General features: G+C 50.3%; 16 protein-coding genes. 11 read left to right on the forward strand and 5 right to left on the reverse strand.

Annotated features, from left to right (window positions below):
* Positions 1-8: 8 nt before the first annotated feature.
* Complete coding sequence (locus ABEA14_RS03450; protein WP_345338451.1) at positions 9-509, reverse strand: glycine cleavage system transcriptional repressor; 501 nt, start codon at positions 507-509, stop codon at positions 9-11.
* Between the two features lie 179 nt (positions 510-688).
* Here ABEA14_RS03450 and ABEA14_RS03455 point away from each other — a divergent pair, with 179 nt between their 5' ends.
* From ABEA14_RS03455 to ABEA14_RS03500, 10 genes are all read left to right on the forward strand, one after another.
* Entirely contained in the window at positions 689-2,929 is a 2,241-nt protein-coding gene (locus tag ABEA14_RS03455) for an ABC transporter permease subunit (RefSeq protein ID WP_345338452.1), read from the forward strand.
* A 14-nt stretch (positions 2,930-2,943) separates the two neighbouring features.
* Positions 2,944-4,596 carry a phosphate ABC transporter permease PstA gene (gene pstA, locus ABEA14_RS03460; protein ID WP_345338453.1) on the forward strand — a complete coding sequence of 551 codons (1,653 nt, stop codon included), beginning with the start codon at positions 2,944-2,946 and terminating at the stop codon, positions 4,594-4,596.
* Positions 4,597-4,630: 34 nt separating this feature from the next.
* Positions 4,631-5,455, forward strand: coding sequence for a phosphate ABC transporter ATP-binding protein PstB (pstB, locus tag ABEA14_RS03465; RefSeq protein WP_345338454.1), 825 nt, complete (start codon positions 4,631-4,633; stop codon positions 5,453-5,455).
* A gap of 32 nt (positions 5,456-5,487) precedes the next feature.
* Entirely contained in the window at positions 5,488-6,198 is a 711-nt protein-coding gene (gene phoU / locus ABEA14_RS03470; protein WP_345338455.1) for a phosphate signaling complex protein PhoU, read from the forward strand.
* 157 nt (positions 6,199-6,355) lie between these two features.
* The gene (locus ABEA14_RS03475; protein WP_345338456.1) at positions 6,356-7,729 is read left to right on the forward strand and encodes a TldD/PmbA family protein; all 1,374 of its coding nucleotides are present in this window, start codon (positions 6,356-6,358) and stop codon (positions 7,727-7,729) included.
* A gap of 3 nt (positions 7,730-7,732) precedes the next feature.
* On the forward strand, positions 7,733-9,007 hold the full coding sequence (locus ABEA14_RS03480; RefSeq protein WP_345338457.1) for a metallopeptidase TldD-related protein: 1,275 nt from the start codon (positions 7,733-7,735) through the stop codon (positions 9,005-9,007).
* Between the two features lie 39 nt (positions 9,008-9,046).
* Entirely contained in the window at positions 9,047-10,111 is a 1,065-nt protein-coding gene (locus ABEA14_RS03485) for a glycosyltransferase family protein (RefSeq protein WP_345338458.1), read from the forward strand.
* A gap of 16 nt (positions 10,112-10,127) precedes the next feature.
* Positions 10,128-11,246 (forward strand): phosphatidate phosphatase App1 family protein, encoded by a 1,119-nt coding sequence (locus ABEA14_RS03490; protein WP_345338459.1) that lies wholly within the window; start codon positions 10,128-10,130, stop codon positions 11,244-11,246.
* Positions 11,247-11,516: 270 nt separating this feature from the next.
* On the forward strand, positions 11,517-13,814 hold the full coding sequence (locus ABEA14_RS03495; RefSeq protein ID WP_345338460.1) for a prolyl oligopeptidase family serine peptidase: 2,298 nt from the start codon (positions 11,517-11,519) through the stop codon (positions 13,812-13,814).
* Between the two features lie 3 nt (positions 13,815-13,817).
* On the forward strand, positions 13,818-14,735 hold the full coding sequence (locus ABEA14_RS03500; protein ID WP_345338461.1) for a hypothetical protein: 918 nt from the start codon (positions 13,818-13,820) through the stop codon (positions 14,733-14,735).
* Positions 14,736-14,841: 106 nt separating this feature from the next.
* Here ABEA14_RS03500 and ABEA14_RS03505 read toward each other — a convergent pair whose 3' ends face one another.
* The gene (locus ABEA14_RS03505) at positions 14,842-16,047 is read right to left on the reverse strand and encodes an NnrS family protein (protein WP_345338462.1); all 1,206 of its coding nucleotides are present in this window, start codon (positions 16,045-16,047) and stop codon (positions 14,842-14,844) included.
* A 108-nt stretch (positions 16,048-16,155) separates the two neighbouring features.
* Entirely contained in the window at positions 16,156-17,010 is an 855-nt protein-coding gene (gene ppk2 / locus ABEA14_RS03510) for a polyphosphate kinase 2 (protein WP_345338463.1), read from the reverse strand.
* Positions 17,011-17,129: 119 nt separating this feature from the next.
* Between ppk2 and ABEA14_RS03515 the strand changes: the two genes are divergently transcribed.
* Complete coding sequence (locus ABEA14_RS03515; protein WP_345338464.1) at positions 17,130-20,060, forward strand: choice-of-anchor I family protein; 2,931 nt, start codon at positions 17,130-17,132, stop codon at positions 20,058-20,060.
* Between the two features lie 97 nt (positions 20,061-20,157).
* Here ABEA14_RS03515 and ABEA14_RS03520 read toward each other — a convergent pair whose 3' ends face one another.
* Positions 20,158-20,673, reverse strand: coding sequence for a fasciclin domain-containing protein (locus tag ABEA14_RS03520; protein ID WP_345338465.1), 516 nt, complete (start codon positions 20,671-20,673; stop codon positions 20,158-20,160).
* A gap of 650 nt (positions 20,674-21,323) precedes the next feature.
* On the reverse strand, positions 21,324-22,577 hold the full coding sequence (locus ABEA14_RS03525) for an alpha/beta hydrolase (RefSeq protein ID WP_345338466.1): 1,254 nt from the start codon (positions 22,575-22,577) through the stop codon (positions 21,324-21,326).
* Between the last annotated feature and the right edge of the window lie 240 nt (positions 22,578-22,817).

The following is a 22,817-nucleotide window of genomic DNA, read 5'->3' on the forward strand; positions in this document are numbered from 1 at the left end:
TAGCCCAATCAAGCTGATTCCACATCCACCATCAAGTCGTCAGCGATCGCCTCTAAACCCTCTGTGATCTGATATAGCTCAATCGTGTTTGGCAGGCTAACCAGAACATCGGCTTTAAAAAGTGGTTGTCCCCAGTTTGGCGCACTTTCATAGCGAGTTTCCAGTGTAAGCACATTGGCACCCAGCCCATTTAAAGTGCTGGAGACCTCCTGAACGATACCATGGCGATCGTTTGCGGTTACGGAAAGGGTGACACGTTGGGCTTGTTTCTCTGCGCTGATACCTTCCTGAACCGTGAGTTGCAGACCGGGCAGTGTTGCCAACTGATGTTTCAGTGCTTCTGCCTGGTCATCTGCAACGGAGATTTCGAGGATACCAGCAAATAATCCCGCCAGGTGCCGCATGCTACTTGCCTGCCAGTTACCCTGATGCGCCAACACGGTTTCGGAAATTGAATCGACAATGCCTGGGCGGTCTTCACCCAGCAGCGTTATAACCAACTGTTTCATGCTGTAATCCTTTGTACATATTAAGTATTCATTATTAAAGTCGTTAGGCTCGTTGTCCAGTGACTTCATATTCACTGAGTTGTTCTAACTCAATAAAAACCAAGCAGAATTTCGCAGTAACAATTTTGTAATATAAACGTCATATACTCTGCGCCATCAAACTATGGGTGAGGTTTTCCATGGCTGCCAACTCGGTGCCGATTTTTCGGAGCAGTCGAGGTCGACTGTTTAAAGACAATTTAGCGCGCTATGGCGTGACTGGCGGTGGTTTAATGGTGCTAGTCGCGTTATTGCTTATCTTCTTTTATCTGCTTTACGTGGTATTGCCGATTTTCAAATCGGTAGATATGGAAGAGCAGTTCAAGTACGCAGTTAATGCTGATTCGCCAGTGGTTGCTCTCGGTATCGAAGAGCAGACTGAAATCGGTTATCGCTTTGCTGAAAACGGCGATGTTCGTTTTTTCTCTGCCCAAGATGTTGGTGAGAACAAAGCCGGTGATGAGCTGTTTGTAGAGCGGTTGAGCTTACCTGCGCCGATAACTGCTGCGGCAAGTGTATCGACTGGTGAGGAGATGGTCGCCTATGCTGACGAAAGCGGCATGGGTGTGATTGTTAAGCCTCAGTTCCGTACCACATTCCCGAATGATGTTCGTGTACTGACTCCTGAGTTGGCATACCCACTGGGCAGTGAGCCACTGACGTTTGACCCTCAGGGACAAGCAATCAAACAGTTGGCAATGGCGTTGGATGAAGAGTCGGCCAGTGTGGTTTCACTCACTGAAGACAACCGCTTGGTATTAGCCGCGTTCAGTGCAGAAGAGGACTTCCTCTCGGGTGATATTGTCTGGACCCCCAGCCACACAACTATCGAGACGCACTTAGCGGGTATCGATCAGATGTTATTGACGCCGGACCAGAACCACCTGTTTGTCCGTGGCGGCAACAAGATTGAAGTGTGGAACCTGCGCGATCTCTACAACCCTGTTGTTAAGCAGGTGATAGACCTGACGCAGAAGCCTTCTGGTGTCTCAACCATTGGCCTGTTGACTGGTGCTTCATCTTTGATGATTGGTTACCAAAACGGCGATATCAGCCAGTGGTTTGAAGTCAGTGATGAAAATGGTCGTAAGTTCCAGCGCATTCGAGGTTTTAAGTCTGAAGGTGCGGTAACTCAGTTCGTTTCTGAGAAAGGCCGTAAAGGATTTATGACCACTACTGAAAATGGCCGTGTTGGTATTTACCACGCTACGGGTGATACCAAGCTGTTTGGAGAAAAATTTGTTGATAGTGCTGGAGATGCCTTGGCGCTGTCACCACGTCACAATGCGTCTCTGATGGAGCACGATGGCAACGTCTATTTCTATAAAGTAGAAAACGAATACCCGGAAGTGACTATCAGCGCACTGTGGACCAAGGTTTGGTACGAAGGCTACCCAGATCCTCAGTTCGTTTGGCAGTCCACATCAGGTAGTGACGAGTTCGAGCCTAAGCTGTCTTTGATGCCTCTGACCTTCGGTACGATTAAGGCTGCGTTCTACGCCATGTTGATTGCGGTGCCAATTGCTTTGGCGGGTGCGATTTACACAGCGTATTTCATGACGCCTAAGATGCGTACCTGGGTGAAGCCTACCGTTGAGATTATGGAAGCGCTGCCGACGGTAATTCTGGGCTTCTTGGCGGGTCTTTGGCTTGCGCCGCTGATTGAGGAAAATCTGCCGGGTGTACTCGCGGTTCTGTTCCTGGTTCCGTTCGGCATCTTGCTCTCGGCTTACCTGTTTAATCTATTGCCAAAAGATTTCGCTAACCGTCTGCCAGAGGGCTGGCAAGCGGCGATGTTGGTACCCGTGGTGCTGTTCTTTGGCTGGCTCTCATTTGCTTTGAGCCCGGCGCTGGAAGAACTGCTGTTTGATGGCAATGCTCGTGTTTACATTACCAATGAACTGGGTATCTCGTTTGACCAACGTAACTCTCTGGTTGTTGGTCTGGCGATGGGCTTTGCGGTTATTCCAACCATCTTCTCTATCGCTGAAGATGCGGTATTCAGTGTGCCTGGACACCTTTCCAATGGCTCACTGGCATTGGGTGCCACGCGCTGGCAGACCCTGACACGTGTTGTATTGCTGACCGCATCACCGGGTATCTTCTCTGCTGTGATGATGGGCCTCGGCCGTGCCGTAGGCGAAACCATGATTGTACTGATGGCGACGGGTAATACGCCGCTGATGGATTGGAGCATCTTCCAGGGCATGCGTACCTTGTCGGCCAACATTGCAGTTGAGATGCCGGAAGCCGAAGTGGGCAGTTCCCATTATCGCATCCTGTTCCTGTCAGCCTTTGTTCTGTTCGTGTTGACCTTCATCTTCAACACAGTTTCTGAGTTCGTGCGCCAACGTCTGCGCGAACGTTATAGCTCGATGTAAGGGGAATGACTCAGATGAAGAATTGGATTAAGTCAGGTTCCCCGTGGATCTGGATGACGGGTGGCGCGGTAAGTGCGTCACTGGTCGCAGTTATCGGATTGTTGCTGCTAATTGCTTGGCGCGGTCTGACCTATTTCTGGCCAGCAACCATCTATGAATTTGATGTGCGTCAGCCGAACGGTGAAATCGTACAGGTGATTGGTGAGATCCATGATAGCGAAGAGGTCCCAGCTGACCGTCTGCGTCAAGCGGGTGTCAACCTTGATGGCTACGAAGAGGAATTCGTAAAGCGTTATCTGGTTAAAACCGGTAACCGTGAATTCGTAGAGCTGGATTTCCGCTGGATCCTGGAAACCAGTATCGTAGACCGCCGTATTCCTGAAAATATTGCTGTATTTGAACGTTCAAAGAACGGTAACTTCTACGGCTACCCTCAGCAGGTACTGGAAAATGGTCAGCCAGTTGCCACCAAAGATGTGGTTGCTGAACTGGAACTGCGCATTGACCGCTCTGTTGAGCTCAACGATAAAGCGTTGGACTTGCAAAACGGTGCCATTGGTAAGATCAACTATGAACTGGAGCGCATGCGTCTGCAGGAGCGTGGTCTGGTACTCGAAGATAATCTGACTCAGGATGATATCGACCGCTTTACCATGCGTCGTGCGGAGTTGGCCGTGGAGTATCAGGGACACGAAACCAATCTGTTTTCGTATCGAGATCAGATGCGTCGCGATGCGGTTATCGTCAAGGATATGCGTGGCGAGCAGGTAAACATCAACATGCAGTATGTACTGGATGTAAGCTACCCGAACGCAATGAACTGGCCTCAAAAAGTTTGGCGCTGGGTTGTTCAAGTCGGCAAGTTCATCTCGGATGACCCCCGTGAAGCTAACACCGAAGGTGGTGTGTTCCCAGCGATTTTCGGTACCGTATTCATGGTAATGCTGATGGCTATCATCGTAACGCCATTTGGTGTGATTGCAGCCATCTACCTGCATGAGTATGCCGGCAAAAACTCTGTAACTAAGCTGATCCGTATCGCGGTAATTAACCTGGCGGGTGTTCCCTCGATTGTATACGGCGTATTTGGTCTTGGTTTCTTCGTTTACATGTTGGGTGGCTCCCTGGATAAACTGTTCTATCCTGAAGCACTGCCTTCACCGACCTTTGGTACGCCTGGAGTTATCTGGTCGGCACTGACATTGGCAATCCTGACTTTGCCGGTAGTGATTGTTTCCACGGAAGAGGGTTTATCTCGAATTCCGAAAGCGATCCGCGAAGGTAGCTTGGCGTTGGGTGCGACTAAAGCTGAAACCCTGTGGCGCATCATTATCCCAATGGCCAGCCCGGCAATTATGACTGGACTTATTCTGGCGGTAGCTCGTGCAGCGGGTGAGGTTGCGCCACTGATGTTGGTGGGTGTAGTGAAAATGGCGCCAAGTTTACCAGTCGATGGCAACTTCCCGTTTGTCCATCTGGACCGTAAATTTATGCACCTTGGCTTCCACATCTATGATGTTGGATTCCAGAGCCCTAACGTGGAAGCAGCGCGTCCGTTGGTGTACGCCACCTCCTTCCTGTTGGTAACCGTTATTGTGACATTGAACCTGACGGCGATTTCGATCCGAAATCACCTGCGGGAGAAGTTCCGGTCGCTTGAACACTAATCCGGACTGATTAAGAGAATTTTGAGGTAAGAAAATGATTGATGTAAAAACCACCTTGAAAGAGGGTTCAAGCGCGAAGCTGGACTTGGAGAACATGACGCCGGAGCAGAAGGCTCTGGAGATTCGTAATCTGGATCTTTATTACGGTGATAAGCAGGCGCTGCACAATGTCAGCATGAACATTCCTAAGAACCAGGTCACGGCTTTCATCGGCCCATCTGGTTGCGGTAAGTCAACGCTGTTACGCTGTCTGAACCGTATGAATGACCTGGTTGATATCTGTCGTATTGAAGGTGAGATCCTGTTACACGGCCAGAATATCTACGACCGTAACGTCGATGTTGCTGCACTGCGCAGTAACGTAGGCATGGTGTTCCAGCGTCCTAACCCGTTCCCAAAAACCATTTATGAGAACGTGGTATACGGCCTGCGCCTTAAAGGTGTTAATGACCGTCGCGAATTGGACGAAGCGGTTGAGCGCTCACTTCGTGGTGCTGCATTGTGGGATGAAGTAAAAGATCGTCTGCACGATAACGCATTTGGCCTTTCTGGTGGTCAGCAGCAGCGTCTGGTGATTGCCCGTGCTATTGCTATTTCGCCTGAGGTACTGCTGTTGGATGAACCAACCTCTGCATTGGACCCGATCTCAACACTCACCATTGAAGAGTTGATTAACGATCTGAAAGAGCAGTTCACCGTGGTAATCGTGACTCACAACATGCAACAGGCGGCGCGAGTTTCTGATCAGACCGCATTCATGTATATGGGTGAGTTGATTGAGTACGCCGATACCAACACCCTGTTTACCACGCCGGCGAAGAAGAAGACCGAAGACTACATCACAGGTCGTTACGGCTAAACTTAATTTGAAGGATTGCTTGGAGCTATCCCATGGAAACTATGAACACGACGAAACACATCTCTGGTCAGTTTGATACTGAACTTGAGAACATTCGCAACCAGGTACTCACCATGGGTGGTCTGGTTGAGAAGCAACTGCGTGACGCGCTGAAAGCCATTGAAGAGAACGACATCGATCTGGCTAAAGAAGTGCGTAAGAAGGATAAGCAGGTCAATCAGCTTGACCTGGATATTGATCAAAAATGTATCCAGATTATTGCTAAGCGTCAGCCAGCCGCTTCTGACCTGCGCCTGATGGTAGCCATTAATAAGAGCACTGCAGACCTTGAGCGTATTGGTGATACCGCCAAGAAGATCGCCAAGGTGGCGATGGAAGGCGAGTACGACAAGAAGCAGCTTCAGTTGATTGCCAGCCTTGATAGCATGGGTCGTCATGTAAGTGACATGCTTAATGAAGTACTCGATGCATTTGCTCGCATGGATGTTGATGCTGCATTGAAAGTGCACAAGGAAGACAAAAAGGTAGACCGTGAATACGAGGGTATCCTGCGTGAAATGGTCACATACATGATGGAAGATAGCCGCGCCATTCCTAAAGTATTGGAAGTGATGTGGGCGGTGCGTTCACTGGAGCGCATTGGTGACCGCTGTCAGAACATCGCTGAGTACATCGTTTACTGTGTTAAAGGTAAAGATATCCGCCACGCACCCAGTGCTGAGATTGATGACCTGCTGAAGTAATCTGCTTCGAAGCTTCTGATTGATAAGCCCTCCAACATGTGGAGGGCTTTTTGTTATCTGAGCCACAACTTAAGCGCGCAGGCCTTATTCTTCTTGCTATCTGCTCGTCTCTACGGTTCACTAATTGGCTGTTTCTACTCAAGATAAAAGGATTTTTGTGAGTACATTACTCGCGTTACCCGGGGACATATCCCATTACACTGAATTGCGCCATCACGAACTGAGGAAGAGTTTCATGATGATGGTGGATGGCAGTTTGACTGATAACGCCGCCAGTCACTCGGTGGGTACTTCTGCCCGCGTGTGCCGAGACGGGTATTGGGGCTTCGCCTCTGAAAGTAGTGGTGTTGAGGCTAACTCCCAAAAACTTCTTTCAAAAGCAAATCGTAATGCCCAGGCGATGTCGGCGTTCGGTAGCAAACAACCACTGAATTTACCCACATCTCATTACCGCGGTGAACATATTTTCCAAGGTAAAACACCTTTTACCAAGCAGGAGTGTATCGACTGGCTGCAAACTCTGGATGGTTTATGCCGTGACAAGTATCCCAAGCTATCGTCGATGCAGTTTTTTTTGAGCTCCGAGCAGCATAACAAGCACTTGCTGACCAGCACAGATAGTGATGTTTATTCGTCTGTTCTGCGCTCAGAGTGCATGTGTATATTTTCCATTGAAGGTAAGGATGGCCAGCCAGTTGAACTATACGACTGGATCTCTGGCAAAGGTGGTATCGCTGATCTGGATCTAAATTTATCAGTGATGGAGCAGCGTCTCGACGAGCTTTATCAACATCTGATGGCGAAGAGAGAGGCTGTTCCTGCAGTAGGCGGGAATCATACGCTGATATTTGCGCCAACGCTTACCGGCATGCTGGCCCATGAAGCGATGGGGCACCCCTGTGAAGCGGATATTGTTCAGGGTGGGGCTGCAACTTGCGAGCTATTGGGTGAACAGGTGGCGAGTGACCTGATCACCATGGTGGATTTCGCTCATCACTACGATGGGCTGGAAACTCAGATCCCTGTGTATGCTGACGATGAAGGTACACCCGCCAATGACGTTGTAATGATTGATAAAGGCGTGCTTAACGGCTTTATGCACAGCCGGGAGACCTCGGCAGAGATGGAGATGCCCCTAACAGGAAATGCGCGAGCCTATGATATCAACGACGAACCTTTAATTCGTATGCGTAACACCGCTATTTTACCCGGTACAGATAGCTACAACGACATGATTGAAGGCGTAGAACAAGGATACTTGCTGCTGAGCTCCAGCAACGGACAAGCCGATTCGACTACGGAGTTTATGTTTGGTGTTGATTTGGGATATGAGATTAAAAACGGCAAGTTAGGTCGTGCCATCAAAGACACCACGGTATCAGGCAAAGCCATGGACGTTTTGAGAAGTGTGGATGCGGTGGCTGATGATATGCAGTGGGAGTGCGGTGGCTACTGTGGAAAGAAACAGATGATGCTGGTGTCGGTAGGCGGCCCCTCATTGCGGGCGACAGCACATCTGGGGGGAGAGTAAGGCATGGACGCAGAAGTATTCGCAAATAAGCTGCTCGCCAAGTTGTTAGAGGCGGGGTTCGAGCAAGCGGCGGTCACTATAGGCACCGATTCGCTGGATGAACTTAACATTAATCAGAATCAGGCCAGCCTGTTTCGCAGCAGCGAAAAACGCAAGTTCACCTTGATCGGCATCTATCAGCAGCGATTGATTACTGAAACCTCCAGCGTGATTGAGCAGGACGCCATTGACGCATTGATAAAACAAATGTTTGTAGACGTGCAGACGGCACCACCAGATCCTGCAAACGCTATCTCTTCAAGGCAGCAACTAAAGGTTGAGAAAGGGCCACAGAAACCGAGTCTGGCTGTGCTGACAGATAAAACCCGTGAACTGATTCAACACCGAGCTCAGAAGGTACCCTGTTTCAATATCAAAGAGGGCTACGTACGCTTCAAGCACAGCGTGACAGAAATGCTGACATCGGAAGGCAGTCATCTTCATTCGAGTGTCGGTAGTTATGGCGTCGCTATATTTGGCTGTGCCAAACAAGGCGAAAAAAATAGTTCATCGACCTATAACTCTGGCGAGTGTGACGACCTGGCCGATAAACCTGCTCAGGAGCGCTTCGGGTTATCTGAGTTAATGCATGAGGCGCAAAACCAGATAATCACCCAGCCTATCGGTGACAAATTTGTTGGCGAGGTGATTTTGTCGCCAAGCGCGGCGGCTGACCTGCTCGATTGGTTTTTATTTCAGTTATCTGGTCATTGCTTAATGACCGGAGATTCCGTGTATAAAGACAGTGTCGGTGAATTAATCGCGTCGCCTCTGTTGACTATTTCCAGCTATTTGGAAGGGGCGGGCGTCGAACCAATCACCCATGATGGATTTCCCGCTGCCGATATCGAACTGGTATCTCAGGGACGTTTGAACTACCTGCTTCCCGATCTGTATAGCAGCAGAAAATTGGGCATTGAACATCTGCCGAGTGGAGACGCCTGGTGTATCGCTCCCGGAGAAACAGCCAGGAGTGAAATGGTTGGATCAGTGAAGCGCGGTGCCATTGTTAATCGTCTGTCGATGGGAGACCCTGCCAAGAATGGTGATTTTTCTGGTGTGATTAAAAACAGCTTTTACATCGAAGATGGCCAGCAAAAACATGCACTGTCTGAGACCATGATTTCAGGCAACGTAGGCAAGATGCTGAAAAACATTGTTGCTGTCAGTAAGGAGTTTCGTGATACAGGCAGTTTCTCTTCGCCCTGGCTGCAGATCTCCGGCCTTCATTTTTCATAGTCGTGGTTGCCGTTCCACACGCTGTTTAGGAGTAACGTGATGGCAAAGATTATCTATGGTGTATCAGGTGAGGGCTCTGGCCACTCTTCGCGTGCAAAACTAATTGCGAGTCATCTGGAGCGGCAGGGGCATGAGCTGAAACTGGTCTCCTACGATCGTGGTTATCGCAACCTTCACCAGCAGTTTGATGTGTTGGAGATCCTGGGACTGACCATTGCCAGTGTCGACAACAAGGTCTCCAAGCTGAAAACCTTGACCGAGAACCTGGCTAATTTGCCCGAGGGTACACGCGCTTTTAATAAGCTGCGGGAGCTGTTTAAGTCGTTCCAACCCGACTGCGTTATTACTGACTTCGAGCCTTGTACTGCGTACCTGGCCAGTCACTATGACCTGCCCTTGATTAGCTTGGATAACCAGCATCGCATGCGTTACATGGAGTACGACTGTCCGGCATCGCTTCGCAAAGATGCGCTGCTGACTGAAACCATTATCCGCGCCATGGTGCCCAAACCCTGGTATTCGCTGATCACCTCTTTTCATACTGGCCCATTAAAGAATGAGCATTGCCAGGTGTTTCCACCTCTTATTCGTCCTGCCGCTTATGGGCTCACACCTTCTGAGGGCGAACATATTCTGGTTTACGCCACGTCTGGTTTTGATTCGCTGTTGGACACCTTGGCTAAGTTCTCGCGAGAGCGCTTTTATGTCTATGGCTACAACAAGGATGAAGTGGTGGGCAACCTGCATTTCAGGCCGTTCAGTGAAGATGGCTTTTTGCAGGACCTGGCAAGTTGCAAAGCGGTGATGGCAACAGCAGGTTTTACTTTGATCAGCGAAGCGCTGCATCTTAAAAAACCGTATCTGGCGTTTCCTATGCAGGGACAGTTTGAGCAACACCTGAACTCGCATATGCTGGACAAGCAGGGGCTGGGCAAAGAGTGCCTTGAACCCAACATAGACTCAATTGCCGCCTTTTTGTATCAGTTACCTGATTACCAACAGACACTGGAAAAGTACGAAGGCTGTGATAATCAGGGCATGCGAGACAAACTGGATCAATTGCTTGCCGATGATATGGCGTTGCTGAAATCGTTTGCGCGCTAAGGGCAGGGCACAGAACGTGACAGTAAAAACTTCAAAGACGAAAAAGTTGCTCGGCGGATTAATGGCTTTTTTGGCCAGCTTGCCTGCGGTGGCTGAACCGCCCATGAAGAGGGCGACGGAAGTGGGCCCCGAGCTAGTGTCCGATATCAAAAGCGATGAACACGTCGTGTTTTTCAATACGTCGGGCTACTTCAATCAAGACAGCCAGCGCTGGCATCTGCCTATTCATGGTTGGATCTATGAACCTGAAACCAGTTGGTTTCGGGCGGGTGCGATCGCTGCCGCACTAAAGAAAAAGTACGGACTAACGACCAGTGAGTCGACACAAGACAACTTTGATGAGCGGGTAAACCTTCTTATCTCTGACAATGAACGTGGTAAGCGGATTGTTATCGCGCTGGCAGGCCACCATTACCTGCTTCCGGCATCACAGAAAAACGGTCATTTTAAGGCGGAAGTGGTGTTACCGCTGGCGGAGGATATTGCCAAAGGTCATGAGTTAATACGCTATCACGCAGTGACTAACGTTACAGACCCACGAAATTTTACTGGCGAAGTGATGCTGCTTTCTCCCAATGGGCGTTCAATCATCAGTGACATAGATGACACGGTGAAACTCAGTTTTGTGACCGATAAAAAGCGGCTAATGGACCAAACGCTGCTGCAGGATTTTGAGGCTGTCAAAGGCATGGCGGATGTCTATCAACAATGGCAAGCCGGTGGCGGTAGTGTGCACTTTGTATCCTCCAGCCCTTGGTATCTGTATTCACCGCTAACTGAATTTTTGCAGAGTAGCAATTTCCCCTGGGCAACCCTGTCGCTAAAAGCATTGCGGTTTCGGGATCGGACCCTGTTTAAGTTGTTTCAGCCTGGGACCGTCACCAAGCCAGCAGCAATTGAGGAAATCCTTCATGCCTACCCTGAACGCACCTTTGTCTTAGTCGGAGATAGCGGTGAGCAGGATCCTGAAGTCTACGCCGACATCTCAAGACGATACCCCGAACAGATTGAGAAGATCTATATTCGTTGGATCTCAGAGCCGCCGATTGATACTGCTCGATTTGATCGGGATTTCGCTGGGCTGGATAAAGCGAAGTGGCAGGTGTTCACCTCGCCCAATGAAATCAGCCTGTAGGGGTTATTTGAGATTCCTGGCTTCTTGAGCCCCTTAAGCCTCTTAAGCCCCTTAAGCCCCTTAAGCCCCTTAAGCCCCTTAGGCCTCCCAAACCTCTGACTTTCACTTTCTTACATTTACTGAACACTTTCTACACAGAGTTAATAGCCCCTTTGTGATGTTCTATCTAAGACCCGGAGCGGTTTGATTTTGCTGTGTTCAGCTTGCGGTGATGACTCGTGTGCTGTCGCTAGCTGAATGCGCTCCCTTGATAGTGCAAAGGATGCTCAGATGATAAAAACAAAGAATCTTCCTCGATTTTCCAGTCAATTGGCCAAGGCCTTCCTACTTTGTGGCTCGCTGCTTTCAGTGAGTAGTTCCGTCATCGCTGACACAAATAATTCTGCTGGTCGCGGACTTTTTAAAGCGCCAGAAGAAATCAAGGAGCCAAAAGCTTCTGCACAACCATTGCAGCGGGAGTTTCACGGCAAGTTGCTGGTGGATGAATTTGACTGGTTGATTGATAGAGATTTTCCGGTGGTGGATGATCCGGAAGTGCTCTCCTACGTCGCAGCAGAGAACAGCTACTACGATGCGGTGATGAAACCATTTAAACCCCTGACTGACAAGCTGGTGGAAGAGGCGAATCAGCGGCAGGTGGTCAAAGACAGCACGGGCTCGCTGCTAGAGCAGGTGGATTATCGAAGAGTCGGGCAGTTTCACTATGTCGCATTTGCCAAGCCGGACAGTTCGTTGAAGTTGTGGAAACGTGCACCTGTCGGCAAGGGGAATGCCACCGCTGGTTTGGTTCACGTTCTGGATGAAGCGGAGTTGCTGGCGGATCTGTCCGAGCCCAAACTTAAAGCCACATCTATCCACAAACTGTTCTTTAGCCCCGATGGTCGTTATGTGGCTTTGGGGACATATAGCCACAATATCCATGAGTCAGAACTCAAAATATACGACCTCGAAGCCAAGCTGTTTCTAGACAGTAAATTTGGCCCAGGATTACCTGTTTACGTCTGGATGCAAGACAGCCAATCACTGTTTTATCCGACCATGAATGTTGATGGACTTCATCAAGTTCGTTTGCATCGGCTGGGAACCGATCCTACTAAGGACAAATTGCTTTATCAGGAGAAGCGCGGAGCATTCCGTAATGAGATGTATCTGAGTACGTCTGGTGATTATGCGTTTCTCTATCGTGGCGCGCAGCGCAGCCTTCAGGTGCTGGCGTTTTCAACCAAGTCGCCAGAGCTTCCTCCGATAGAAACTTCGCCCATCAAACACAATGTGATGAACTTTGTTGATCACGCCAACGGCAAGTTTTACATGCGTAGTAACGATACCCATCGTGGTTATCGGATCGCCGTCGCTGACGATACCGGCAATGGTCCGGGCAAATGGAAAACGTTGCTGGAAGGCAGTGATGAGGTGCAACTTAAGCGAATGATGCCGTTCAATGGCTTTGTTGCCGTTGAGGCCAACAGGGCAGGGCAGAGTGATATCGTGGTACTAAGAGAGGACAGCAAACCACAATGGCTGTCATTCCCAGATAAGGCTTACACTGCGATCCTGCAACGCAATCAGGATCCGAGTCAGGACAAGATCCGCTTCAGTTATTTCTCACTTACCACGCCTTATTCTCACGCCGTTTATGACTTGGCAACGGACAAGATCTCTGGCTTAAGCCGCCTTGATATGGATATGTCGCTGTACGCCACCGAGAGGTTGCTGGTAAAAGTCAGGGACGGCGTTCTAGTGCCTGTCACATTGTTCTATCGCAAGGACCTACGCAAGCCGGGGCAACCATTGCATCTGACTGGGTTCGGTGCTTTTGGTCAAACCGGTGAGGGCTGGCCCCGAGGCTTTAAGTTTGCCAATGAACGCTTCAGCTTGCTGGACCGCGGCGTGTTATATGCCATGGCCCATGTTCGTGGCGGTGGCGAGTTGGGGCCCAAGTGGCAGCAAGGGGGCGAGCGAATGAACCGCAAAAACAGCTTCAACGACTTAGTTGATGTCGCCAACTACCTCATCGAGAAAAACTACACCCAAAAAGGTGATATCAGTCTCTATGGTGATAGCGCTGGCGGCACTTTGGTCGGCGCGGCGATCAACCAATCCCCAGACCTTTGGGCTGGGGCGCTTTTGATTGTGCCTTATGTTGACCCCTTGTCAGAGATGTTGGATAGCGAAAATCCTGCGGCCAGTTCGTTGTGGCAGATGTACGGGAATCCCGTGCGCTCTGAGGAGGCATTTGATTATGTACTGAGTTACAACCCCTATGACCAGATAGCAGAAACCGCTTATCCACCGCAGTTTATTATGACTCGCTGGACTGACGCCGATGTACCTTATTGGCAGGGCGCGCGCTGGGTTGCGCGTATGCGAGAGCGGAAAACAGATGACCACCTGATACTGCTTCGCACCCATCAGGATGGCAATCACTTTGGTGGCGCGACGCCATCCAAGGACAGATATGAACAAGCGGAAGCTATGACCTTTGTATTGATGGTGCATGGTCTGGCCGATTCAACCCCTGCACCTTTGCCCACCAATAAACCTACAAAGCTGGCAATGGAGGATTAGACAATGGAAAGAGTTGAGAATAGAAACGCTGGGCTCGCAACGTCTTATCTTGTCGCCTTGTTTGGTTTGTTGCTTTCTGCCTGTAGCACAACCCCCGAACACGCAACATTGGCAGACGCTGAATACCATCCCTATGGGAGTTTTGTAGGAAAACAAGGCGACCGGGAGTTACATCATAAGTGGAACATGGTTGATCCTATGCTGCACTACATCTGGTTGGCAGAAAAAACATCTAAGTTGCCAGCGGACATAGACAAGCGAGATTACCAATACACATCAAAGGCATTAGCGCTTTCTGTTGCTGATAACCAGTTCACCATCGACAGCAATGAGCCCTGGCTGGTTGCTGAGTACGGCAAATGGGATGACAGGTTTATGCAGAACTTCTTCCGCAGACATAATCGCATGCTGTCCGGCGTTGCGATTCTGGGGTGGCGGGATACCACTGCGTCTAATTCAGGAGATCCGCAAGTCATGGTGGTTCATGGATTTGAGAAAGCCCTTTCTCGAACCGAGCGGTTAATCAACGAACTAGGCATGAACTGTCATATCCAGGGGTACGCCGAGGAGACTCAGTATGATCAGGCTAAGCCCTACGTAGAGCATTATTTGGGAGTGCATCGCTGGCGGAACTACCGTTGTGGCAAAGTGTTTGTCAATGTCATGACCAGTGCCAGGCCAGATCTGGCAGCAACCTACTCAATGATCCGAGTACGTAGCGATGACGAAAAAGGCTCCCACTTCCCCGAGATTGCACTGGCGTATGACCAATTCAAACAATGGAATATCGCGGATGCCAGTGCCGGTAAAAGCTACGCCACAGAGGAGTATGTAGAATTGGTCGATACCTGGGTTAACGGCAAAGAGCGAACCTTCCCGGTCCTGCGTCGGCACTGCCCCTGTAGCTATCCTGTGAATTAGCGTTGCTGCTGATTCTGAAGGGAGACAAAAGCTCACCCCAGCCTTATTCCTGAGAATAAGGCTGAGGTGTAGGGGGCTTTCAGAATGTGTGCTCCAAGGTAGCCGGTTACCCAGGCCGGCCATCTGCTCTCGGCGTAGACAACACCTTGGTGTAGTGCAGCAGGAACAGGCCATACCCCAATATCCAGGTCAACGCACTGCCACCGATACTCCACATTAGCCATTGCGGCATTACTGCCGGCAGCAAACTGCGAAGCACTGCAGCCGCCAATAGCAAAACAAAGGCAAATGACATCTGAGGGTGAGGCTGCAGCGGGCGACCGGTGTGGCCCAAAGAGACTCGTGCCAGCATGGCGAGTATCAACGAACCCATACCGCCCACGGTGAGTGCGTGAATCGCCGGGCTCATGCTATACACCTGCCCCAGATAATAGGCTGCCGCCAGCAGCGCACCGACAGGGATAAACAGGTAGCTCAAGTGCAACGACCACAACAGCGGCACTTTTAAAGTGACATGGGGGCGCCAGCGTGCCATCCGGATTAACTGGCTAACGCCAAACACAGTCCACAACGTGGCGATGACCGTGCGTTCTGGCGACCACCAGTTCGAAGCCAATAGCAAAACAACAATGGCAAGTAACGATAAAGCGCCCAGAGCTTCCAGCCAAAACAGTGGTTGGGGCTTTTCGAATTGGCAGGCACGAGAGGTAAAAAATGGGATCACTCGACCACCCACAACAAAGACCACCAGGGTGATGAGCAGCACAGCAAGATGACTGCCAATCATCATGCCGTTTGCCATATGGCCGGTAATAGCCAGGTGCATCAATAGATTCGCCAGGGTTAATCCCAATAGTAGTGGCGTGAAAACCAGGTTTCGCCATTGTTTCACCCGGTAAACGAAATTGGCCATCACTAAGGCGACCGTCGGAAGAAACAGAAGATCGATCGCCATGGCTAGCCAGCGTAACTCACCTAAATCAACAACCATTAAGATACGAGCAACCAGCCAGAGTAAGAATAGCGCCAGCAGTTTATTGCCATGCAAACCACGAAGCCCGGTCCAGGTTTGCACTGCCGTCAGCAGGAAGCCAGCAATAATGGCGGCGACAAAACCAAACAGCATTTCGTGCATATGCCACCACAACCCGCCGCCGTAGGGCATAAACTGGATCTTGCCCGCAAAGCTCAACCACCAAACTAAGATGGCAATTACGCTGAAGGCAGAGCCTGCCAGAAAGAAGGGGCGAAAGGCCAGGCGAAGTAGGGGGGGGAGTTTTTCCTCTACGCTGGCATCAGTTATCTGCATCATGGGTGAACCTCACACTAAAGATGTATATATAATACATCTTTAGTGTTTGCCGCTGCGAACGCTTTTTGTTCTAGTTTGGTGAATAATCATCAATCCATTGATCTGACGCTACTTTTTCTTCTCAGATTTTTTCTTGTCGTCTTTGTGTTTGTCGTGATGTTTATGTTCTGGTGGAAAGATTTCGGGCACAAAGGTTTGTTCATGCATGGGAGGACGCACATAACCTTTGGTGTTTATCTCCGGCAGTTCGATGTGGTCATAAGTGAGCTCTTTATAGGGCACTTTGCTTAGCAGATGACTGATACAGCTGATACGAGCCTGCCGCTTGTCATCACCGTTGACGACATACCAGGGTGAGCGGCGGGTATCGGTATGGGAAAACATGGCGTCTTTGGCCTGCGAGTATTCCACCCATTTGCTTCTTGAAAGCAGGTCCATATCACTGAACTTCCAGCGCTTAATCGGGTTGGTTACCCGTTCACTGAAACGTTTTTCCTGCTCTTCATCAGAGACCGAAAACCAATACTTAATCAGGATGATGCCGGAACGCAGCAGCGCTTCTTCAAAGGCTGGGCAGAAACGCAGAAACTCCTCGTACTCGTCATCAGAGCAGAAGCCCATCACGCGTTCAACGCCCGCGCGGTTGTACCAGGAGCGGTCAAACATGACGACTTCGCCTGCCGCAGGCAGATGAGCAATGTATCGCTGGAAATACCACTGCGTCCGCTCTCGGTCACTGGGCTTTGCCAGCGCCACGACGCGAACTACGCGTGGATTGAGCTTTTCAAGAATACGTTTGATGACACCGCCTTTACCTGCTGCATCGCGCCCTTCAAAAACGACTGCGACACGCAGCCCTTTCTCTTTAACCCACTCCTGCATCTTTACCAGTTCGGTTTGCAGGCGCTCTAGTTCCTGCTCATAAAACTCTTTATTCAGGCGTTTGCTGCGTTTGGCGGCCATTATTTGCTCCCCGGTATTTAACAGCTCAGTAACATTAGTGTAGCGGCAGTGTCATAACTCAACACTAGGCTTCCTGCGAACCTTTCTAAATATAGTCAATAAGTTAGAGGAAACTAAAGATGCAGGGGCAGAAACGGGGAGTCTGGTTACCCTTGGTCATTGGCTTAGCAGCCAGTGCGGTGATCACGGGATGCAGTGATGATGACGATGATGAGGTAGAACTTGCTACCTTAGCACCGATGGAGTTCAGCCTCTCGATGCCGCTGGGAACCGTGCAAGCAGAAGGCGGGACGCCGGTGGTATTGGATACAGGGTTCGGCAGTGGTGCCTTCCACCATGTAGCCGATCCGGACCAACAGTTTTATCTCGTGACGGATCGTGGGCCTAATGTAGCGTGTGATGATTCCGAAGAGATCCTGGGTGTTGCAGGTATCTGTGGTGATGATGAAGATGGAAAAATCTTCCCAATGCCTGATTACACGCCGTCCATCTTTGAAGTGTTGTTGACCGTTGACGGCCCGCAATTGACTCAAATTCCTCTATTGGATAGCGATGGTAATCCAATCACGGGTGTGGTTAACCCGCTGGAAAGCACTGAAAATGGCTATGCACTTGACGGCACCCAGCTGGCATTCGATCCCAATGGTGTCGACACCGAAGCCCTGGTTAAGCTGGCCGATGGTAGCTTCTGGCTGACCGAAGAATATGGACCGAGTTTGTTGCATGTTGCCGCCGATGGCACTGTGCTGGAGCGTGTGGTTCCTATGGGCGTAGCAGCACAACTTGCTGGTGCAACTTATCCTGTCACTGACGGTCTGCCGGCGATCTTGGCCAAGCGTAAGCTGAATCGTGGTATCGAGTCGTTGGCCATAAGCCCTAATGAAGATGCACTTTATTTCATCATGCAATCGCCGCTGGCGAACCCTGATAACAGTGCTTACAGCACGTCTAAGAATGTACGCCTGTTCAAAATGGCGCTGAATGCTGATGGCACCTTAGGCGCGGTTCAAGGTGAGTACCTTTACACGCTGGATTCTCCGCAATCGTTCGCTGACCGTGCTAATGGCGTGGGCGACTTGAAGAACGATGATTACCGCAAGCAGAGCGATGTGAAAGTCAGCGAAATGATTGCGGTGGGTGCTGACCAACTGGTCGTACTGGAACGCATCAGCAAGGTGACTCATCTTTATCGCGTTGATTTAGCCGGTGCTACCAACCTGTTGGGCAGTGATTGGGATGCCGAAGCGACCTCTCCAAGCCTGGAACAGATTGTTGATTTGGAAGGCGAGGGCATTGTGCCTTTGGCCAAGACTCAGGCTTTTACCAACCTGGGTTCTGAGCTGGAACTTCCGAAGAAAGAGGAAGGTCTGGCGTTGCTGGACGACACCTATGCCATGTTGGTGAACGACAATGATTTCGGCATCGAAGGTAACAGTACGGATGTGATTATTACCGCACTGAATGCCGGCATTGCTGGCGCAACTGCCCCAGCGCACCCTGTGCTGACCCATGAGTCGCGATACAGCTCTGGCCTGTTTGATGAAGGTGCGGCTGAGATTGTTCAGTACCATGCTGGCAGTCAGCGTGCATTTGTCGTGAACGCGGCAGATCGCAGTGTAGACGTGTTGAGCGTGGGTGATGACTTGGCGCTGACCAAAGCCTTTGGCCTGACACTGCCGGAAGAAACTGCTGATAGCCGCGAACTGGGCGATGCGAATAGTGTTGCTGTTGCAGGAGACTGGCTGGCGGTAGCCATTGAGGCCGATGATGGTCTGGGTAATGGCAAACAGGGTAAAGGTGTGGTTGTTCTGTATGACCTGTCTCTCGAGGGTGAGAACGCGCTAGCGATGGATAGCGCCCCAGCAGCGATGTTTGAAGCGGGATACCTGCCTGACATGGTGACCTTCAACAAGGCCGCCACCATGATCCTGGTAGCAAACGAAGGTGAGCCGAATGATGACTACGAAGTTGACCCTGAGGGGTCAGTGACACTGATTGACCTGACTGCAGGCGTCAATAGTGCGGTGATTACCGATCTGGGTTTCACTGACTTTAATGCCGGTGGTAGCCGAGCTGGCGAGCTGCCAGCTGATGTGCGTGTGTTCGGTCCTGGCGCGACGGTCGCCCAAGATCTTGAGCCTGAGTACATCGCAGTATCAGCGGATGACACCATGGCGTTTGTTGCGCTACAGGAGAATAACGCGGTGGCGAACATCGACCTGGTTAACAAGCAGGTAAGTGCTATTTGGGCTCTGGGCTTTAAAGACCACAGCAAAGCCTGGAACGCTATCGATATTAATGACAAAGATGATGCTATCGACATCACCACACGTGACAACGTGGTGGGTATGTACCAGCCGGATTCTATCGCCAGCTATAGCGTAGATGGCATGGCGTACCTGGTTACTGCCAATGAAGGTGACTCCCGAGACTACGATGGTTTCAGCGAAGAGGCCCGCGGAGAAGACCTGACGCTTGCAGATCACTTTGATGTTGATGAAGTAGGTCGTATCGGTACCACAACTACCTTGGGTGATGCTGACGAAGACGGTGTTGTCGAAACACTTTATATCTACGGTGCACGTAGCTTCAGTATCTGGAATAGCGCTGGCGAGCGTGTGTTCGACAGCGGCAGCGAGTTTGAACAGATTACTGCAGCCCGCTTCCCGGACAACTTTAATGCCAGTGACGACAAGCACAGCTTTGAAAACCGCAGTGACAACAAAGGCCCTGAGCCGGAAGGTGTGGTTGTCGGTATGGTGGGTGAGCGCTACTACGCATTTGTTGGCTTGGAGCGTATGGGTGGCGTGATGGTCTATGACGTTACTGTGCCTGCGTCTGCGCGCTTCGTGCAGTACATTAACCCGCGTGACTTCGAGCAGGACCCATCGTTGGAAACAGACGATGGTGAAGTGACCAACCCTGACGTGGGCGATTTGGCGCCGGAAGGTATGGCATTTGTGCCCGCTGCTGATAGCCCAACCGGTGCAGCGATGCTGATTGTCGGCAATGAGATCAGCGGTACTACCTCGGTATACAGCTTCGACTAATCTTTTAGTGCGTATTAATGGCACTGGTTAAAGCTAAAAAGCCCTGTTCCGTTGAACGGGGCTTTTTTAATGGGCTGGTATTAACCGCTGGGCCGATTTAGAACTGCGGCATTAATACGCTATCAATCAGGTACACAGTGCCATTGCTGGTTTTCACAGGTTGGCATTCAACATTAGAGTTGTTCACTCGTGGTGTTGAGCCGCTTCTGTTCAGGAACACAGTCTGGCCAAACAGGGTGGATACTTTCTTGGGAATAAAGGCACGACGTGGGTCTTTTTTACCTTCGGCAACATGATAGAGCAGCACAGCAGTTAACAGATCTTTGTCTGCAAGAACCGCATTGAGAATCTCCGGTGGCAGCGCGCCAAACGCCTCGTTGACCGGAGCATAAACCGTGAAATTGCCGCCGCCATTCAGCGCATCGACCAGTCCAGCTTCCTGTAATGCAAACACCAGGGTGCTCAAAGAATCAGTGGCAATGGCCGCTTCTGCAATTGTACCGTCAAACTTTACAGGTTTGGTTTTCAGGCACTTGTAGTAGCTGCTAGCGAAGCTAGCTCCTGATACAGCGAGCATGATTAGGCCGATGGTGGCAGTCACTAACTTTTTCATGGTTATTTCCTCTATCTTTCAGATTCGTATCGCTTTTATTTTTAGGTAGCGGTCCTCACCAGAGACAACCAGACAGAGGTGAACTTCATTGGGCCTGCAAACGCTTGAACGAAGTTGTTCAGAAAAGGATCAGTTTTTGTGTGGTTTTAGGGATGGCTGTTTTAGCTGTTAATGGATTTTTGCTGGGTAAGAGTAAAAAGACTCATCATGAACAAACCGGCAGGATAGGTAACAAGACAATCCGAAAACATAGGTACAGATAAACTGCATGATTATCGCCGCTCCTGCGCATTAGCATGCCCCACGAAGTGTTTTGGGTACCATGCGCTCGCGGCATACCGTTCTTCCTGAACATCGCCGCTCCAGCGCATTAGCATGCCCCACGAAGTGTTTTGGGTACCATGTACCCGCGCTAGGCATACGACCGCCATGGATGGCGGAAATATCGAAAATGCATGGAGCATTTTTCGACCGCACGTCCTGTGCATCGCCGCTCCTGCGCGTCCATGCGCTCGCGGCATACCGCAAATCCTGTGCATTGCCGCTCCTGTACATCCATGTACCCGCGGCATACCGTTCGTCCTGAACATAAAAAAGCCCGACGCGGGGTCGGGCGAACAAGGGAGAGACAACAGAGTTTACTAAACAGGTTATGAATCAGCTTGCAGCAACCACTTCATGGCGGTTGGAAAACGGGCGGACCAGGAACGTTCGTTATGCCCACCGCGTGGGTCTTCCACAATTTTAAGGTGTTGTTTGGGATACGCCTGCCGATTCAGTAAGCGTTTCATCATGCGCATTTCATCTATGGCTGGTGGTTCTTCTGCGCCCGCATCCATGTACAGACGCAATCGTTCAGGCAGCGCTTTCTGAGTGATTAGCTCTTTAACACCGGGATAGCCAGGCTCTCCCATATTGACCCAGATTGATGGTGAAAATGCACCGACCATGCCGAAGGTTTGCGGATGGGTAATTCCAGCATAAAGGGCAAACAATCCGCCAAATGAACTGCCGGCAATACCTGTGAACCTTGCGTTAGGCAGTGTTCGGTAAGTCGAATCGATGTAGGGTTTTAAGTCGTAGCGGATAAATGCCAGAAACTTGTCTGCCTGTGAGGATTCCAACTGACCGGTAAAATTAAAATCCCAAGGAATATATTCATTGGCGCGATTGGGGCCATTATAAATACCAACGACGATAACGGGGGGGAGCCTGCCCGCCATAATCTCTTCATCGAGGATCTCATCGATGCGCCATTCACCAGCGAATGAGGTGAACTCATCAAACAGGTTCTGGCCATCCGTCATGTAAATCACCGGGAAATGTTCTTGTTGGGCCGCGTGATAACCGGGTGGCAGGTAAATCATCAGATCTGTAGAGCGCCCTAGCTGCGGCATTTCAAAGTCAACAATATGCGTGACGTTGCGGCTGACGGTATCACCCGGCTTCAGCTCGGAAGGGAAATCCTCCCAGCTCTCGATATCAATCTCGACAACTTCGTCTCTGCCTTTGTACCGGTAAAATCGGTCTGGTCGCATTTTTCCTGAGGCAGCAAACTCTCTGATTCGCTCATTGCCCTTAGTCTTGTCATTGTCGCGGGCAAACAGAAAGAAAAAGTGATCCAGTTCCGCCTTGGGTACATTCAGGTAGTAGTAACCGTCTGGGTTCCGTTTGGCTGTGTACTGCGCAATGACATCTGGGTGAAAGAAGTCATCGAAGTCAGAGATCATAAAGATCTTGTCTTCTTTCGGTGTTAAGTCCGGCACATTGATTTTAAAGGTGACCGTTGGGTTCGCTTTCGCCTGAGCTGTAGGTTGCGTGGTTTTGCAACCGGTAATGACACAGCTGATACACAGGCCGCAGGTTAATGCGAATCGAATCCAGGCTGGACTCCTGTTTTTCATTTCAGATCCCTCTTGATTTGCCGTTTAGCAAACATGCCAGTTGGTTGACTGGCGACTTATCTATTTCTGATTTGACCAGTTCGGGTGGCTGAGATCTGTTTAATAAATGGAGGGAAAATGTAAGAAAGTGAAAGTGCTTAGAGATCCCCATCTCAGGGAGTAATCTAATTTTTTACTTGGCATAAAAGCTTAGCAGAGGTGCTTGGAATGCATAATCAACTAAGCTTAACTCTTTGTGGT

The organism is Corallincola platygyrae, assembly GCF_039544265.1.
Classification (GTDB): Bacteria; Pseudomonadota; Gammaproteobacteria; order Enterobacterales; family Neiellaceae; genus Corallincola; species Corallincola platygyrae.